Source organism: Streptomyces sp. FXJ1.172 (genome assembly GCF_001636945.3).
Lineage (GTDB): Bacteria > Actinomycetota > Actinomycetes > Streptomycetales > Streptomycetaceae > Streptomyces.
Genome location: NZ_CP119133.2, coordinates 4,281,520 through 4,297,533 on the forward strand (window position 1 = coordinate 4,281,520; position 16,014 = coordinate 4,297,533).

The window sequence follows — 16,014 nt, forward strand, 5'->3', positions numbered from 1 at the left end:
CCCTTGTAGCAAGAGATCCGGCACGAGTTCGCCGGAGCGAGCATCTTGTACTCACCGCTTGGTACAAGCGGTGAGTACCGCCTCCCGGGGCCCGGTCGACCGCCACGCGCGCTGAACGGGGGGCGCCACGGCCTCCCCGTCGGGCCCGCCGGCTGTCCACATTCCGCCACGGCAACGGCGTGCTGTACGCCATTGCCGTGGCGGAGTGTGCGCGCTCACTGGCGTCCTCGCCGACGACGCGCTGACCGCGCCGGCCCGGAGAGCCGTGCGCACCGCCGGGCTCGCACCAAGCCGGGTCCGCGACGACATGCCACCCCGGCCGACCTGGCAGCTGGTCGTCCACGCGCTCGCCCTGGTGGCGCTGCCGACCACGGCCGGCCCGGTGGCCTCACCGGACGACCTGGGCTGGGCAGACAAGCCGGACACGGCGGAAAGCAGGAGGCGGGAACTCCGCAACGGATCACTTCCGAGGCCTGACTCGCGTCGCCCCTCACCGTCATACTGGGCGGACCGGCACCACCCGACGCGCCCTTGGCGCATCGCCCCGCACCACCCGCACCCGCACACTCTCCGACCAGGAACCGGAGCCCCGGCATGACCGTCTGCCTGCTCCTGCTGAGCGTCGTCGCCCTGACGGCCGCGCTGCCGGCACCGCGCGCGCTGACCCGTGCCACCTGGCCCGAGCGGGAACCCGTGGTCGGGCTGTGGGTGTGGCAGTGCCTGGTGGCCACCGTCCTGCTGTGCTGCCTGGCCGCACTCATCCTGGGCACGGCCGCCGTCTTCCACACCGTCCGCGACCGCGTCTTCGCCCCCGCACCGCCCTCCGTCACCGCCGCGTACGACCTCTCCGCCGCACCGGTGTGGGCCACCGCCCTCACCCTGCTGCTGGCCTTCGGGGCCGCCTGGACGACGGCGATGCTGGCCCGCGAACTCGTCGAGGCCCGGCGCAGCCGCGGCCAGGCCCGGGCACAACTGCGCGAACGCGCCCCCGACCTGCCGGCCGGGCTTCCTGCGGCACGCGGCCCGATGCTGGTACTCGAGGACGAGTACCCGGACGCCTGGTGGATGCCGGGCCACCCGCCGCAGCTGGTCGTCACCACAGGAGCGCTGCAGCGGCTCACCGACCACCAGCTGGACGCCGTCCTCACCCACGAACGCGGGCACGCGCGTGCCCACCACGACTGGCTGCTGCACCTGTCCACCGCGCTCGCCACAGGCTTCCCGCGCGTCCCGCTCTTCGCCCACTTCTGCGACCAGACCCACCGGCTGGTCGAACTGGCCGCCGACGACACAGCGTCCCGGCGCTGCGGCCACCTCACCACGGCCCTCGCCCTGATCGAGCTGAACCAGCACCGGGGTGTCCTGTCCTGTGACTCCAGCCGCCGCCTGCTGGGCGAGCGCGTGGACCGGCTGCTGGAGCCCCCGCCGCGGCTGCTGCGCCGGCACCGGGCCCTGACGACGACGGTGGCCGCCCTAGTGCCGCTGCTGCCGCTGCTGATCACATTCGCCCCGGGGCTGACGGCACTGTCCTGACCGGTCCTGACGGGCCCCGAGCGGACCCGCAGAGTGGCAGATCTTCCCGACCGAAGAAGCAAAACCGCAGCTCAGCGACGCATCCCACGCCCCCTCACCTGGCGCAACACTTCGGCAACACGACTTTCCCTACCGCATCGGTATGGTTCCAGCCATGCCACCCACCGACCGCCCCCGCGACCACGCCGGTCAGGGCGCCGCGACCACCGTCGCCGCCCACCGCACGCGTCGCCGGCTGCGTGCGGACCGGGCCCGGCAACTCGCCGACCTGCTGCGCCGCCAGATCCTCACCGGCGCCTTCCAGGACGGCCCCCTCCCCCACGAGTCGACCCTCGCCGCCGACTACCGCGCCTCCCGCAACACCGTCCGCCAGGCCCTGGACCTCCTCAGGGCCGAGGGTCTGGTGGAACGCCTGCCGGGCGTCGGCACCGTGGTCATCGCCCGGAAATACCCGCACGGGCTCGACCGTCTGATGGGCCTCGCGGAAACCCTCCGCGAACACGGCCGCGTCACCAACGAGGTCCGCACCATGGGCCCCGCACCCGCACCCGCCCCGGTGGCCGACCGCCTCGGCGTCCCGGCCGGCGCCGACGTGCTCTACATCGAGCGCCTGCGCCGCCTGAACGGCCTCCCCCTCTCCCTCGACCTCACCTACATCCCGCTCGATCTCGGCACCGCCCTGCTCGGCGCCGACCTGGAGAACACCGATGTCTTCCGCCTCCTGGAAGCCATCACCGGCCAGCGTCTCGGCCACGCCGAGATCACCCTGGAGGCGGTGAACGCGGACGCCCACTCCGCCGCCGTCCTCCAGGCACCGCGCGGCGCCGCCGTACTGATGCTGGAACGCCTCACCCACCTCGCCGACGGCCGCCCCGTCGACCTGGAGTTCATCCGCTTCCGCGGCGACCGCATCACCATGAGCGGCCTGCTCCACCGGTCGCTGTAACCGGCCGCCGCGCCCGCCCTGCCCGCACGTTTCCTGGAGACAGCCATGCCCTTGGCGCCCCAGCGGGCCGACGTGCCCGTGACCATCGACGAGTCGAAGTGCATCGACGGCTGCACCCTCTGCGTGGACATGTGCCCGCTGGACTCCCTCGCCATCGACGACAGCACCGGCAAGGCATACATGCACGTCGACGAGTGCTGGTACTGCGGCCCCTGCGCAGCCCGCTGCCCCACCGGCGCCGTCACGGTCAACATGCCCTATCTGCTGCGGTGAGAGGTACAACCACCATGAAACGCACGGCAGTATCCCTGTCCGCCGCCGCGCTGCTCCTTCCCCTGTCCGCCTGCGGCGGCAGCGCCGAAGCGGGCAGCGGCTCCACAGTCACCGTGAGCGTCGGCTACCAGTCCAAGACCATCAACACCGTCACCGCGGGGACGCTCCTGCGCTCCCTCGGTTACTTCGAGCAGCAGCTCAACTCCCTGCATGACGGCCACACCTACAAGGTCGACTGGCAGGACTACGCCACCGGCGCCCCGATCACCGCCCAGATGACCGCCGGAAAGGTCGACATCGGCTCGATGGGCGACTTCCCGCTGCTGCTCAACGCGGCCCGCGGCAAGCAGCTCGGCCGCCCCACCCACCTGGTGTCGGTGACGGGCTACAACCTGCGCGGCGGCCTCAACACCGTGGTCGTCGCGCCTGGTTCGCAGCTCACCTCGCTGAAGGACCTGAAGGGCAAGAAGGTCTCCACAAGCATCGGATCCGCAGCCGACGGCACTCTCGTACGGGCCCTGCAGCGCGCCGGTATCGACCCGGACAAGGACATCTCCAAACTCAACCAGCAGCCCGCCGTGGGCGCTTCGGCGCTCCCCTCCGGCAGCGTGGACGCACTGTCGCAGTTCGTCGCCTGGCCCGGCCTGCTCGCCTACCAGGGCAAGGCGAAAGCCCTGTACGACGGCGCACAGCTGAACCTGCCGACCTTCCACGGCGTGACCGCCCGCGAGGACTTCGCCCGCCGGCACCCGGCGGTCCTGGAAGCCTTCCTCAAGGCCCAGGCCGAGGCGACGGACTACCTCGACGCCCACCCCGTCACCGCCGCGGAGAAGGTCGCCCAGGCCACCGGCCTGCCGGCCGAGGTGGTCTACCTCTACAACGGCGCCCACGGCATCGCGACCTTCGACCCCGCGGTCAAGCCTCAGCTCGTCTCCGCGCTGAAGCAGGACGTGTCCGTCCTGAAGGCCGCCAAGCTGACCGGCGACATCGACGTGGATTCGTTCGTCGACGACCAGTACGTGAAGAAGGCCATCGGCGCCTCCTACCCCAAGCGGCTAACCGCCACGCCCCCGCCAGCCGCGAGCGAGGTGTGGGCCAAGGGCAGCGGCAGGACCCTCTCCTTCAAATCCGCCCGGGAGCTGCTGGCTTACGTGGCCCGACACGAGGGCGGCATCCGCGCCGCCTACGTGCCCGACGCCACCACCGGAACGCTCTGGTTCGCCGACAAGGCGGTCTGGGTGGCCGACCGCGGCCAACTGCTGCCCTTCGTCACCCCGGCGACCGCACAGGCCTACATCACCGCCCATGGCGGCGCCCGAACCGTGTCGTACCGCGAGGCTCTGGAGCGGGCCTCATGATCCGGCCACCCCTTGCCCGGTATGCGCTGCGCACCGCATCCCTGGCCGCCTTCCTCTGCCTGTGGCAGCTGCTGACCAGCCTGAAGGTCGACCTGTGGCTGCGTTTCTCGCAGTTCCCGACGGTCACCGAAGTGGCCCGTGCCTTCGCCGCTCGGCTCTCCGGCAGCGACTATTGGACCGACCTCACCGACAGCCTCACCCGCATCGTCACCGGCTTCGCGCTGGCGGCCGTCCTGGGTGTGGCGACCGGCTTGCTCGTCGCCCGCTCGCGGCTCGCCGAGGATCTGCTCGGTCCGGTCCTGGAAGTGATCCGCCCGATCCCGGCGATCGCCCTCGTCCCGGTCGCGATCCTGCTGTTCCCCTCCAACGAGCAGGGCATCGTCTTCATCACCTGCACCGCCGCCTTCTTCCCCGTGCTGGTCTCCACCCGGCACGCGGTCCGTGCGCTGACCCCCCTCTGGGAGGAAGCGGTGCGCACGATGGGCGGTGGCCGGCTGCGGATCCTCGGGTCGGTCGTACTGCCCGGCGCACTGCCCGGCATCTTCGGGGGGCTGTCGGTGGGCATCGGCGTGTCGTGGATCTGCGTGATCTCCGCCGAGATGATCTCCGGCCAGTACGGGGTCGGTTACCGCACCTGGCAGGACTACACGGTGGTGAACTACCCCGGCGTCTTCGTCGGCATGGTCACCATCGGCGTCCTCGGCTGGGTGACCTCCACCGCCGTGGAACTCCTCGGCCGGCGCCTGACCCGCTGGCTGCCCCGCACCTCGCACGTCCCCGGTGGCCGCGCCCGCGTGCCCTGGCCTGCCGACTCCCCCGTCCGCGCCGACCGCGATGCCGAGCATTACTCCCAGCCCGAGCAGCAGGGCCAGAAGGACTCCGAGGAGGCCCGCCATGAGCACTTCGTCTGAGGCCATCACCGCTCCCGACGCGCCGACGCCGCCCGCGGAGGCCGTACGCGGCACCCGGCTCACGTTCCGTTCCGCCGTGCTCGGCCGCCCGGACGCGCCGGTGCTGTACGACGTCGACCTGGACGTCGCTCCTGGAGAGATCCTCACCGTCGTCGGCCCCTCCGGCTGCGGCAAGTCCACGCTGCTGCGCACCCTCGCCGGACTGCTGCCTTCGCTGGGCGGCACGGCCGAGGTGGACGGCAGCCCGCTGACCGGGCCGTCGGCCGACCGTGCGCTGGTCTTCCAGGAGGACGCGCTGCTGCCGTGGCGCACCTTGCGCGGGAACGTCGAACTGCCGCTCGCCATCAGCGGCGTACCACGCGGTGAACGCCGTGCCCGGGCCGATTCCTGGCTCGAGCGTGTCGGACTCAGCGCGCAGGCAGGGCAATTGCCGCACCGGGTGTCGGGCGGGCAGCGCCAGCGTGCCCAGTTGGCCCGCGCGCTGGCCGACAGTCCGCGCGCGGTCCTCATGGACGAGCCCTTCGGCGCCCTCGACGCCCAGACCCGCTCCGGCATGCAGGACCTGTTGGTGGAGGTGCTCCGCGGCACGGGCGCGACCGTCGTCTTCGTCACGCACGACGTGGACGAGGCCCTCTTCCTCGGTGACCGTGTGGCCCTGCTCGGCACGGGCCGGGTGGCCGCTGTACGCGACGTCCCAGGGCCCCGCGACCGCGGCGCCCTGGACGACCCCGCACGCGTGGCCCTGCGCCGCGACATCCTCACCTCGCTCGGCTCCTGAAAGGCACCCCGGTGACTACCCCCGCCACCACTCCCCCGGAGATTCCCGCCGTCACCGACGCCGAGGAGCTGACCTGCGATGTCCTCGTCATCGGCGGTGGCACCGCCGGCACCATGGCCGCCCTGACTGCCGCCGAGCGCGGTGCGCGGGTCCTGCTGCTGGAGAAGGCCCACGTCCGCCACTCCGGCGCACTCGCCATGGGCATGGACGGCGTCAACAACGCGGTCGTCCCGGGCCGCGCCGAACCCGACGACTACGTCGCCGAGATCACCCGCGCCAACGACGGCATCGTCGACCAGTCCACCGTCCGCCAGACCGCCACCCGCGGCTTCGCGATGGTGCAGCGGCTGGAGTCGTACGGGGTCAAGTTCGAGAAGGACGAGCACGGTGAGTACGCGGTGCGCCAGGTCCACCGCTCCGGCTCGTACGTACTGCCCATGCCAGAGGGCAAGGACGTCAAAAAGGTCCTGTACCGGCAGTTGCGGCGGCGCGAGATGCGGGAGCGGATCCGGATCGAGAACCGGGTGATGCCGGTCCGGGTCCTGACCGCCGAGGGGCGGGCCGTGGGCGCCGCGGGCTTCCACACCCGTACCGGCGCGTTCGTCACCGTCCGCGCGGGCGCGGTGATCCTCGCGACCGGCGCCTGCGGCCGGCTCGGCCTGCCCGCCTCCGGCTACCTCTACGGCACATACGAGAACCCCACCAACGCCGGCGACGGGTACGCCATGGCGTACCACGCGGGCGCTGAGCTGACCGGCATCGAGTGCTTCCAGATCAACCCGTTGATCAAGGACTACAACGGGCCGGCCTGCGCCTACGTCGCCAACCCCTTCGGCGGCTACCAGGTCAACAGGAACGGGGAGCGGTTCGTCGACTCCGACTACTGGTCCGGGCAGATGATGGCCGAGTTCGCCGCCGAGGTCGCCGGCGACCGCGGACCCGTTTACCTCAAGCTCAGCCATCTCCCCGAGGAGTCGGTCTCCGCCCTGGAGTCCATCCTGCACTCCACCGAACGCCCCACCCGCGGCACCTTCCACGCCGGGCGCGGGCACGACTACCGCACTCACGACGTCGAGATGCACATCTCCGAGATCGGCCTGTGCGGCGGCCACTCCGCCTCCGGCGTCCGCGTCGACGACCACGCCCGTACGACCGTCCCACGCCTGTACGCCGCCGGCGACCTCGCCTGTGTCCCGCACAACTACATGATCGGCGCCTTCGTCTTCGGCGACCTCGCGGGCGCGGACGCCGCCCAGTACACGGCGTACGCGGGTGAACTGCCCGCGGACCAGGTGCGTGCGGCGCACGAGCTGATCTACCGCCCGCTGCGCAACCCGGACGGCCCGCCGCAGCCCCAGGTCGAGTACAAGCTGCGCCGCTTCGTGAACGACTACGTGGCACCGCCGAAGTCCGGTGCGCGGCTCTCGCTCGCCCTGGAGGCGTTCGAGCGGATGCGCGCCGACATCGCCGCCATGGGCGCCCGCACCCCGCACGAGCTGATGCGCTGCGCCGAGGTCACTTTCATCCGTGACTGCGCCGAAATGGCCGCCCGCGCCTCTCTCGCCCGCACCGAGTCCCGCTGGGGCCTCTACCACGACCGTCGCGACCACCCCGGACGCGACGACGTCTCCTGGTTCCACCATCTCGATCTGCACAAGTCCCCCTCTGGCGCTATGGAGTTCACGGCCCGTCCCGTGGCTCCCTATCTGGTTCCGATCGAGGAGTTCACGCCCGTCGGCGGCCCGTGCCGGCGGATCGGCGAGGTCCGTCCCGAGCACGTGGCCACGGCCGGGCCGCGTGAGGTGGCGCCTGTCGCCGTGGGACCGGCCTCCGCCCGTGCCACCGCCTCCGGCGGACGGCCCGGCACCCCCGGCCCCGCCTCGCCCCGGCTTCTCCAGCTGCTGGAGCTGGCCGAGGAGGAGCCCGAACTTGCTGCTTTGGAGCCCTACTTGGCGGACTTCGACCCTGTTGTGCGCCGTACGGCCGTCTCGGTGCTCACCGAGACCGTGCCGCCCGGCACCGGGCAGGCGCTGGCCGGTGCCCTCGCCGATCCCGATGCCGAGGTCCGCGCAGCTGCCGCGGCCTGCCTGCGCGAAGTCGTCGAGACACTGCCGCCCGACCCTGCCCTGGGCGCCGCACTCACCGGCGTGCTCGCCCAGGCCGACCCGGTGGTCCGGGCTGCCGCGCTCGATGTGCTGCGCGTCCTGCGGCTCGGTGAGGCCGGTGTGTTCGCGGCGGCGCTGGACGACCCCGACATCGGCGTCCGCACCGAGGCCGTACGGGCGCTGGTCTCGGTCGACGCCGTCCGGCCGCTGGCCGCTGCCGCGGACGATCCCTCCCGGGAGGTCCGGGTCAGCCTGGCCAAGGCACTGGCGGCCCTCGGACCGGCGGCGCTGACGGGGGCCGACCGGCAGCTGGTCACGGCCACGCTGGACCGTCTCACCGAGGACGGCGATGCCCTGGTACGCGGTGCCGCTCTCGGTGCGCTGGCCGGCACCGGCTGCCCGCCGCCGCTCGCCGCCCGTGCCGTGGCCGCCCTGTCCGATCCGGCCTGGCAGGTCCGCTCCGGTGCCGCTGCGGCGCTGTCGGCCGCGACCGCCGACGGCGCCGTCCCCGCCCTGGCCAAGGCCCTGGCCGACCCCAACGCGGACGTGCGCAAGGCTGCCGTGCTCGCCCTGACCCGGCACCGGGCCACGGCGGAGGCCCGCGCGGCGCTCGCCACGGCCACGGCCGATTCGGACGCGGACGTCAGGGCCTACGCGGCGCGGGGGCTGTGACGCTCCCCCGCATCGCCGCGGACCGACCCGCCCGACCCCCTATATCCAGTCGTCGGGCTCCGGCTCATCGTCCGGCTCCGGCCAGTCGGCGTCCTGGGCGTCGCCGACGGCCGGGACGGGTCCGGCCGGACCGTCCGAACCTTCCGGACCTTCCGGACCTTCCGGACTGTCCATGGAGGCCAGCACCGCCAGCACACCCTCGCCGTACGTCGCGAGCTTCTTCTCGCCGACGCCGTTCACCGTGCCCAGCTCGCGCACTGAGGCAGGTCTCACGGTGACGATCTCCCGCAGGGTGGCGTCGTGGAAGATGACGTACGCAGGAACGCCCTGTTCGCGGGCCTGTTCGGCGCGCCAGGCGCGCAGGGCCTCGAAGGCGGGCAGCAGTTCGTCGGGCAGTTCGGCGGCGGCGGTCTTGGCCTTGCGGTCGCCGCCGGATGTGCCGGCCGACCGCGACCGGGTGGCGGCCGGCTTCTTCGGCTCCTTGCGCAGTGGCACCTCGCGCTCGCTGCGCAGGACCGAGCCGCTCGCCTCGGTGAGCACCAGCGTGCCGTACTCCCCCTCGACCGCGAGCAGCCCCTGGGCCAGCAGCTGTCGGATGGCGCCCCGCCACTCGGCCTCGGTGAGGTCTGTCCCGATGCCGAAGACGGACAACTGGTCGTGATCGAACTGGATGACCTTGCCGGTGCGCTTGCCGAGCAGGATGTCGACGATCTGCAGGGCGCCGAACTTCTGCCCGCGTTCACGCTGCAGCCGCACCACCGTCGACAGCACCTTCTGCGCGGCGATCGTGCCGTCCCAGGTCTCCGGCGGGGTGAGACAGGTGTCACAGTTGCCGCAGCCCGCCGCATCGGGGTCCTGGCCGAAGTAGGCAAGCAGCTGGCCACGGCGGCACTGGGCGGTCTCGCACAGCGCGAGCATCGCGTCCAGGTGGGCGGAGGCGCGGCGGCGGAACGCCTCGTCGCCCTCGCCGGACTGGATCAGTTTGCGCTGCTGTATGACGTCGTTCAGGCCGTACGCCATCCACGCCGTGGACGGCAGTCCGTCGCGGCCCGCCCGGCCGGTCTCCTGGTAGTAGCCCTCGATCGACTTGGGCAGGTCCAGGTGGGCGACGAACCGTACGTCCGGCTTGTCGATGCCCATGCCGAAGGCGATGGTCGCCACCACGACCAGGCCGTCCTCGCGCAGGAACCGGGACTGGTGGGCGGCGCGCGTGCCCGCGTCCAGGCCCGCGTGGTACGGCACCGCCTCGATGCCGTTGTCGGACAGGAACTCCGCCGTCCGCTCCACCGAGTTGCGCGAGAGGCAGTACACGATGCCGGCGTCGCCCGCGTGCTCCTGCCTGAGGAAGGCGAGCAGCTGCTTCTTGGGGTCGGCCTTGGGCACGATCCTGTACTGGATGTTGGGCCGGTCGAAGCTGGCGACGAAGTGCCGGGCCGTCGGCAGGTTGAGCCGCTGGGTGATCTCCTCGTGGGTGGCGCGGGTGGCCGTGGCGGTGAGGGCGATCCGCGGGACGTCGGGCCAGCGCTCGCCGAGGAGGGACAGGGCGAGGTAGTCGGGGCGGAAGTCGTGGCCCCACTGGGACACGCAGTGTGCCTCGTCGATGGCGAAGACGGAGATCTTGCCGCGCGAGAGCAGGTCGAGCGTGGTGTCCAGGCGCAGCCGCTCCGGGGCCAGGTAGAGCAGGTCCAGCTCGCCGGAGAGGAACTCGGCCTCTACCAGGCGGCGCTCGTCGAAGTCCTGCGTGGAGTTGATGAAGCCGGCGCGCACGCCGAGGGCGCGCAGGGCGTCCACCTGGTCCTGCATCAGCGCGATCAGTGGAGAGATCACCACGCCCGTACCTGGTCTGACCAGGGCCGGGATCTGGTAGCACAGCGACTTGCCGCCGCCGGTCGGCATGAGGACGACGGCGTCTTCGCCGGCCACCACGTGCTCGATGATCGCTTGCTGTTCGCTCCGGAAAGCCTCGTATCCGAAGACCCGGTGCAGCGTGGCCAGCGCCTCGCTGCCGGCCGCGCCCGGCCCCTCGGTCACCCTTGGCATCTCGCAGATCCCGCCCGTCGCTTCCATGGTCCTGTCCCCCGCCGGTCCCCCGTGTGTCGTTTCCCGACCGCTGCCTCCACGATAGGGGGCCGCACCGACAGCCACGGAGTTATCCACAGGCTCGATCCGTTCTCCTCCGTGACCCGGCACTCACCTGAAGCGATCGGCAGGGCTCGGCACCGCAATCGCACACGAGCGCAGCACGGCGTTCGCACAGGCCGCTGCCCGGCGCCCTCCTGTTCGGAGATGCCGGGCAGCGGCCTGTGCGAAAGGTATGTCAGCGCACGAACACTCCCGCCTGGCTCGCCAGGTTCAGGAAGTACTGCGGGGCGACACCGAGCACCAGGGTCACGGCCACGCCCAGGCCGATCGCCGCCATGGTCAGCGGGGAGGGGACGGCCACGGTCGGGCCTTCCGGACGCGGTTCGCTGAAGAACATCAGGACGATCACGCGGATGTAGAAGAACGCGGCGATCGCCGAGGAGATCACACCGATGACGACCAGCGGGGCCGCGCCGCCGTCCGCCGCCGCCTTGAACACGGCGAACTTCCCGGCGAAGCCGGAGGTCAGCGGGATGCCTGCGAAGGCCAGGAGGAACACGGCGAAGACGGCCGCCACCAGTGGAGAGCGGCGGCCGAGCCCCGCCCACTTGGACAGATGGGTCGCCTCGCCGCCCGCGTCGCGCACCAGCGTGACCACCGCGAAGGCGCCGATCGTCACGAAGGAGTAGCCGGCCAGGTAGAAGAGGACCGACGAGACGCCGTCCTTCGACGTGGCGATGACACCCGCGAGGATGAATCCGGCGTGTGCGATGGACGAGTACGCCAGCAGCCGCTTGATGTCGGTCTGCGTGATCGCGACGATCGCACCGCCCAGCATGGTGATGATCGCCACTGCCCACATCACCGGCCGCCAGTCCCAGCGCATGCCCGGCAGGACGACGTACAGCAGCCGCAGCAGCGCGCCGAACGCGGCCACCTTCGTCGCCGCCGCCATGAAGCCGGTCACGGGGGTCGGCGCGCCCTGGTAGACGTCGGGCGTCCACATGTGGAACGGCACCGCGCCGACCTTGAACAGCAGCCCCATCACGATCATGGCGCCGCCGATGAGCAGCAGTGCGTCATTGCCCATGGTGTTGGCGAGCGCCGGGTCGACGTTGGTCACCGTGCCCTCGACGACCTGTGCGATGCGCGCGTACGACACCGAGCCCGCGTAGCCGTAGAGCAGGGCGATGCCGAACAGGGTGAACGCCGAGGCGAACGCGCCGAGCAGGAAGTACTTGACCGCGGCCTCCTGCGACATCAGCCGCTTGCGGCGGGCCAGTGCGCACAGCAGGTACAGCGGCAGGGAGAAGACTTCCAGGGCCACGAAGAGCGTCAGCAGGTCGCTGGCCGAGGGGAACACCAGCATGCCTGCGATCGCGAAGAGGAGGAGCGGGAAGGCCTCTGTCGTGGTGAAGCCGGCCTTCACCGCCGCCTTTTCGCTGTCGCTGCCCGGTACGGATGCGGCCTGTGCGGCGAAGGAGTCGACGCGGTTGCCGTGCGCGGCCGGGTCCAGGCGCCGCTCTGCAAAGGTGAACAGGGCGACCAGACCGGCCAGCAGGATCGTGCCCTGGAGGAACAGGGACGGCCCGTCGACCGCGAGCGCGCCCATGGCCGCGATGTGCGCCTTGGTGGTGCCGTAACCGTCGGCGGCGAGCCCGACCACCGCGGCGAACGCTGCGCACAGGGCCACGACGGACACGAACACCTGGGCGTAGTAGCGGGACTTGCGCGGGACGAACGCCTCGATCAGCACCCCGACCAGCGCCGCACCGACGACGATCAGCGTCGGCGACAATTGTCCGTATTCGATCTTCGGCGTCGGGATCTTCGCGATCGGGTCGGCCGCGGTTGTCCACAGGCTGTGGACGGCTGCTGTGCTCACTTGGCCGCCTCCACCGAGGGCTTGGGGTCGGTCTTGTGTACGTCGGACATGGTCTGTTTGACCGCCGGGTTGACGATGTCCGTGACGGGCTTCGGGTAGACGCCCAGGAAGATCAGCAGCACGATCAGCGGGGCGACCACCACCAGCTCGCGCGCGCGGAGGTCGGGCATCGCCGAGACCTCGGGCTTCACCGGGCCGGTCATCGTCCGCTGGTACAGCACGAGGGTGTAGAGCGCGGCGAGGACGATGCCGAGGGTGGCGATGATGCCGATCGCCGGGTAGCGCGTGAACGTGCCGACCAGGACCAGGAATTCGCTCACGAACGGGGCGAGGCCCGGCAGCGAGAGAGTGGCGAGGCCGCCGATCAGGAAGGTGCCGGCGAGCACCGGGGCGACCTTCTGCACACCACCGTAGTCGGCGATGAGCCGCGAGCCGCGCCGGGAGATCAGGAAGCCGGCGACCAGCATCAGCGCGGCCGTGGAGATGCCGTGGTTGACCATGTAGAGGGTGGCGCCGGACTGGCCCTGGCTGGTCATCGCGAAGATGCCCATGATGATGAAGCCGAAGTGCGAGATCGACGCGTACGCCACCAGGCGCTTGATGTCCCGCTGGCCGACGGCGAGCAGCGCACCATAGACGATGCTGATCAGGGACAGCACCAGGATGACGGGCGTCGCCCACTTGCTGGCCTCCGGGAAGAGCTGGAGGCAGAAGCGGAGCATCGCGAAGGTGCCCACCTTGTCGACGACCGCGGTGATCAGGACGGCGACCGGGGCGGTGGACTCCTGCATGGCGTTGGGCAGCCAGGTGTGCAGCGGCCACAGCGGCGCCTTCACGGCGAAGGCGAAGAAGAAGCCGAGGAACAGCCAGCGTTCGGTGCTCGTCGCCATGTGCAGCGAGCCGTTCGCGCGCGCGTGCGCGATTTCCGCGAGGCTGAAGTTTCCGGCCACCACATAGAGGCCGATCACCGCGGCCAGCATGATCAGGCCGCCGACCAGGTTGTAGAGCAGGAACTTCACTGCCGCGTACGAGCGTTGCGTCGACGCCGCCTTCTCGCCCTGTGCATGGGCGCGGTCTCCGAAGCCGCCGATGAGGAAGTACATCGGGATGAGCATGGCTTCGAAGAAGATGTAGAAGAGGAAGACGTCGGTGGCCTCGAAGGAGATGATCACCATCGCCTCGACTGCCAGGATCAGGGCGAAGAATCCCTGGGTGGGCCGCCAGCGGCGGCTTCCGGTCTCCAGTGGGTCGGCGTCGTGCCAGCCGGCGAGGATGATGAACGGGATCAGGACGGCGGTCAGCGCGACCAGGGCCACCGCGATGCCGTCCACGCCCAGCTCGTAGCGCACCCCGAAGTCCTTGATCCAGGCGTGGGATTCGGTGAGCTGGTAGCGGGCGCCGTGCGGGTCGAAGCGGACCAGGACGGTGATCGCCAGGCCGAGGGTGGCGAGCGAGACGAGCAGCGCCAGCCACTTGGCGGCGGTGCGCTGCGCGGCCGGTACGGCGGCCGTGGCGACGGCCCCCACGGCCGGGAGTACCGCCGTCGCTGTCAGCAGAGGAAAGGACATCGGTATCAGACCGCCCTCATCAGCAGGGTCGCGGCGACCAGGAGTGCCGCACCGCCGAACATCGAGACCGCGTAGGAGCGGGCGAAGCCGTTCTGGAGCCGGCGCAGCCGTCCGGACAGGCCGCCGAAGCCGGCCGCCGTGCCGTTGACGACACCGTCGACCAGGGTGTGGTCGACATACACGAGGGAGCGCGTCAGGTGCTCGCCGCCCCGTACCAGGACCACATGGTTGAAGTCGTCCTGGAGCAGGTCACGGCGGGCCGCGCGGGTGAGCAGGGAACCGCGCGGGGCAACGGCGGGGACGGGCTTGCGGCCGTATTGCGCCCAGGCGATGCCGACGCCGATGAGCAGGCACACCATGGTCGCTCCGGTGACCGTCCAGGCGCCGACCGGGGAGTGGCCCTCGCTGTGTCCGGTGACCGGCTCCAGCCAGTGCAGGAAGCGGTCGCCGATGCTGAAGAGGCCACCGGCGAAGACTGATCCGACGGCCAGCACGATCATCGGGATCGTCATGACCCTCGGGGACTCGTGCGGGTGCGGCTCGTTGCCGTTCTCGTCCGGCTGCCAGCGCTTCTCGCCGAAGAAGGTCATCAGCATCACGCGTGTCATGTAGAACGCGGTGATGGCCGCGCCCAGGAGGGCCGCACCGCCGAGGATCCAGCCCTCGGTGCCGCCCTTGGCGAAGGCCGCCTCGATGATCTTGTCCTTGGAGAAGAAGCCGGACAGGCCCGGGAAGCCGATGATGGCGAGGTAGCCGAGGCCGAAGGTGACGAAGGTGACCGGCATGTACGTGCGCAGACCGCCGTACTTGCGCATGTCGACCTCGTCGTTCATGCCGTGCATGACGGAACCGGCGCCGAGGAACAGCCCGGCCTTGAAGAAGCCGTGCGTCACCAGGTGCATGATCGCGAAGACGTAGCCGATGGGGCCGAGGCCCGCGGCGAGGATCATGTAGCCGATCTGCGACATGGTCGAGCCGGCCAGCGCCTTCTTGATGTCGTCCTTGGCGCAACCGACGATCGCACCGAACAGGAGCGTGACCGCGCCGACGACGGTGACGGCGAGCTGGGCGTCCGGGGCCGCGTTGAAGATGGCTCCGGAGCGGACGATCAGGTACACGCCCGCGGTCACCATCGTCGCCGCGTGGATCAGGGCCGAGACCGGGGTGGGGCCCTCCATAGCGTCCCCGAGCCAGGACTGCAGCGGCACCTGGGCGGACTTGCCGCAGGCGGCGAGCAGCAGCATCAGGCCGATCGCGGTGAGCTTGCCCTGGGAGGCCTCGGTCGCGTGCCCGAGGACCGGACCGAAGGCGAAGGTCCCGTACGTCGCGAACATCAGCATGATCGCGATCGACAGGCCCATGTCGCCGACGCGGTTGACCAGGAAGGCCTTCTTCGCGGCCGTGGCGGCGCTGGGCTTGTGCTGCCAGAAGCCGATCAGCAGGTACGAGGCGAGACCGACGCCCTCCCAGCCGACGTACAGCAGGAGGTAGTTGTCGGCGAGGACGAGCAGCAGCATCGCCGCGAGGAACAGGTTCAGGTAGCCGAAGAAGCGGCGGCGGCGCTCGTCGTGCTCCATGTACCCGACCGAGTACAGGTGGATCAGCGAGCCGACGCCCGTGATGAGCAGAACGAACGTCATCGACAGCTGGTCGAGGCGGAGGGTGGCGTCCGCCTGGAAGCCGGCCACCGGGACCCAGCTGAACAAGTGCTTGATCAGGGTGCGGTGCTCGGCGTTCTTGCCGAGCAGGTCGGCGAAGAGGATCAGGCCGAACACGAAGGAGACGGCCGACAGACCGGTGCCGATCCAGTGGCCGACGCGGTCCAGGCGCCGGCCGCCGACCAGCAGGACGGCCGCTCCGAGCAGGGGCGCCGCGATGAGCAGCGCGATCAGGTTCTCCACGA

11 protein-coding genes are annotated in these 16,014 nt (G+C 70.9%); 7 read left to right on the forward strand and 4 right to left on the reverse strand.

Translation table 11 applies throughout. From position 1 onward, the window contains the following. Positions 1 to 594: 594 nt before the first annotated feature. From A6P39_RS18995 to A6P39_RS19025, 7 genes are all read left to right on the forward strand, one after another. Positions 595 to 1,533: a M56 family metallopeptidase gene (locus tag A6P39_RS18995; protein ID WP_067039821.1), complete on the forward strand. Its 939-nt coding sequence runs from the start codon at positions 595 to 597 to the stop codon at positions 1,531 to 1,533. Between the two features lie 154 nt (positions 1,534 to 1,687). Further along, positions 1,688 to 2,479, forward strand: a complete 792-nt coding sequence (locus A6P39_RS19000; RefSeq protein WP_067039818.1) for a GntR family transcriptional regulator — start codon at positions 1,688 to 1,690, stop codon at positions 2,477 to 2,479. A gap of 45 nt (positions 2,480 to 2,524) precedes the next feature. Then, entirely contained in the window at positions 2,525 to 2,752 is a 228-nt protein-coding gene (locus A6P39_RS19005) for a 4Fe-4S dicluster domain-containing protein (RefSeq protein WP_030180763.1), read from the forward strand. Between the two features lie 14 nt (positions 2,753 to 2,766). Then, positions 2,767 to 4,110: an ABC transporter substrate-binding protein gene (locus A6P39_RS19010; RefSeq protein ID WP_067039814.1), complete on the forward strand. Its 1,344-nt coding sequence runs from the start codon at positions 2,767 to 2,769 to the stop codon at positions 4,108 to 4,110. Further along, positions 4,107 to 5,021, forward strand: a complete 915-nt coding sequence (locus A6P39_RS19015; protein ID WP_234378729.1) for an ABC transporter permease — start codon at positions 4,107 to 4,109, stop codon at positions 5,019 to 5,021. The genes A6P39_RS19010 and A6P39_RS19015 overlap by 4 nt, the downstream gene beginning before the upstream one ends. Next, positions 5,005 to 5,799: an ABC transporter ATP-binding protein gene (locus tag A6P39_RS19020; protein WP_067039811.1), complete on the forward strand. Its 795-nt coding sequence runs from the start codon at positions 5,005 to 5,007 to the stop codon at positions 5,797 to 5,799. Before A6P39_RS19015 ends, A6P39_RS19020 begins: the two co-directional genes overlap by 17 nt. Positions 5,800 to 5,810: 11 nt before the next feature. Beyond that, positions 5,811 to 8,576: a fumarate reductase/succinate dehydrogenase flavoprotein subunit gene (locus A6P39_RS19025; RefSeq protein ID WP_067039808.1), complete on the forward strand. Its 2,766-nt coding sequence runs from the start codon at positions 5,811 to 5,813 to the stop codon at positions 8,574 to 8,576. A gap of 39 nt (positions 8,577 to 8,615) precedes the next feature. Here A6P39_RS19025 and recQ read toward each other — a convergent pair whose 3' ends face one another. The 4 genes from recQ to nuoL form a co-directional block, all read right to left on the reverse strand. Then, positions 8,616 to 10,643, reverse strand: coding sequence for a DNA helicase RecQ (gene recQ, locus A6P39_RS19030; protein WP_067039801.1), 2,028 nt, complete (start codon positions 10,641 to 10,643; stop codon positions 8,616 to 8,618). Between the two features lie 250 nt (positions 10,644 to 10,893). Next, positions 10,894 to 12,543: an NADH-quinone oxidoreductase subunit NuoN gene (nuoN, locus tag A6P39_RS19035; RefSeq protein WP_067039799.1), complete on the reverse strand. Its 1,650-nt coding sequence runs from the start codon at positions 12,541 to 12,543 to the stop codon at positions 10,894 to 10,896. Next, positions 12,540 to 14,111 (reverse strand): NADH-quinone oxidoreductase subunit M, encoded by a 1,572-nt coding sequence (locus tag A6P39_RS19040; protein WP_067039797.1) that lies wholly within the window; start codon positions 14,109 to 14,111, stop codon positions 12,540 to 12,542. Before A6P39_RS19040 ends, nuoN begins: the two co-directional genes overlap by 4 nt. Before the next feature lie 5 nt (positions 14,112 to 14,116). Continuing rightward, positions 14,117 to 16,012: an NADH-quinone oxidoreductase subunit L gene (gene nuoL, locus A6P39_RS19045; protein ID WP_067039795.1), complete on the reverse strand. Its 1,896-nt coding sequence runs from the start codon at positions 16,010 to 16,012 to the stop codon at positions 14,117 to 14,119. Positions 16,013 to 16,014: the final 2 nt, after the last annotated feature.

What these genes read in the sequence shown, in the direction of transcription:
- A6P39_RS18995 (WP_067039821.1), top strand. Translation starts at nt 595, where the DNA reads ATGACCGTCTGCCTGCTCCTGCTGAGCGTCGTCGCCCTGACGGCCGCG.
- A6P39_RS19000 (WP_067039818.1), top strand. Translation starts at nt 1,688, where the DNA reads ATGCCACCCACCGACCGCCCCCGCGACCACGCCGGTCAGGGCGCCGCG.
- A6P39_RS19005 (WP_030180763.1), top strand. Translation starts at nt 2,525, where the DNA reads ATGCCCTTGGCGCCCCAGCGGGCCGACGTGCCCGTGACCATCGACGAG.
- A6P39_RS19010 (WP_067039814.1), top strand. Translation starts at nt 2,767, where the DNA reads ATGAAACGCACGGCAGTATCCCTGTCCGCCGCCGCGCTGCTCCTTCCC.
- A6P39_RS19015 (WP_234378729.1), top strand. Translation starts at nt 4,107, where the DNA reads ATGATCCGGCCACCCCTTGCCCGGTATGCGCTGCGCACCGCATCCCTG.
- A6P39_RS19020 (WP_067039811.1), top strand. Translation starts at nt 5,005, where the DNA reads ATGAGCACTTCGTCTGAGGCCATCACCGCTCCCGACGCGCCGACGCCG.
- recQ (WP_067039801.1), bottom strand. Translation starts at nt 10,643, where the DNA reads ATGGAAGCGACGGGCGGGATCTGCGAGATGCCAAGGGTGACCGAGGGG.
- A6P39_RS19040 (WP_067039797.1), bottom strand. Translation starts at nt 14,111, where the DNA reads ATGTCCTTTCCTCTGCTGACAGCGACGGCGGTACTCCCGGCCGTGGGG.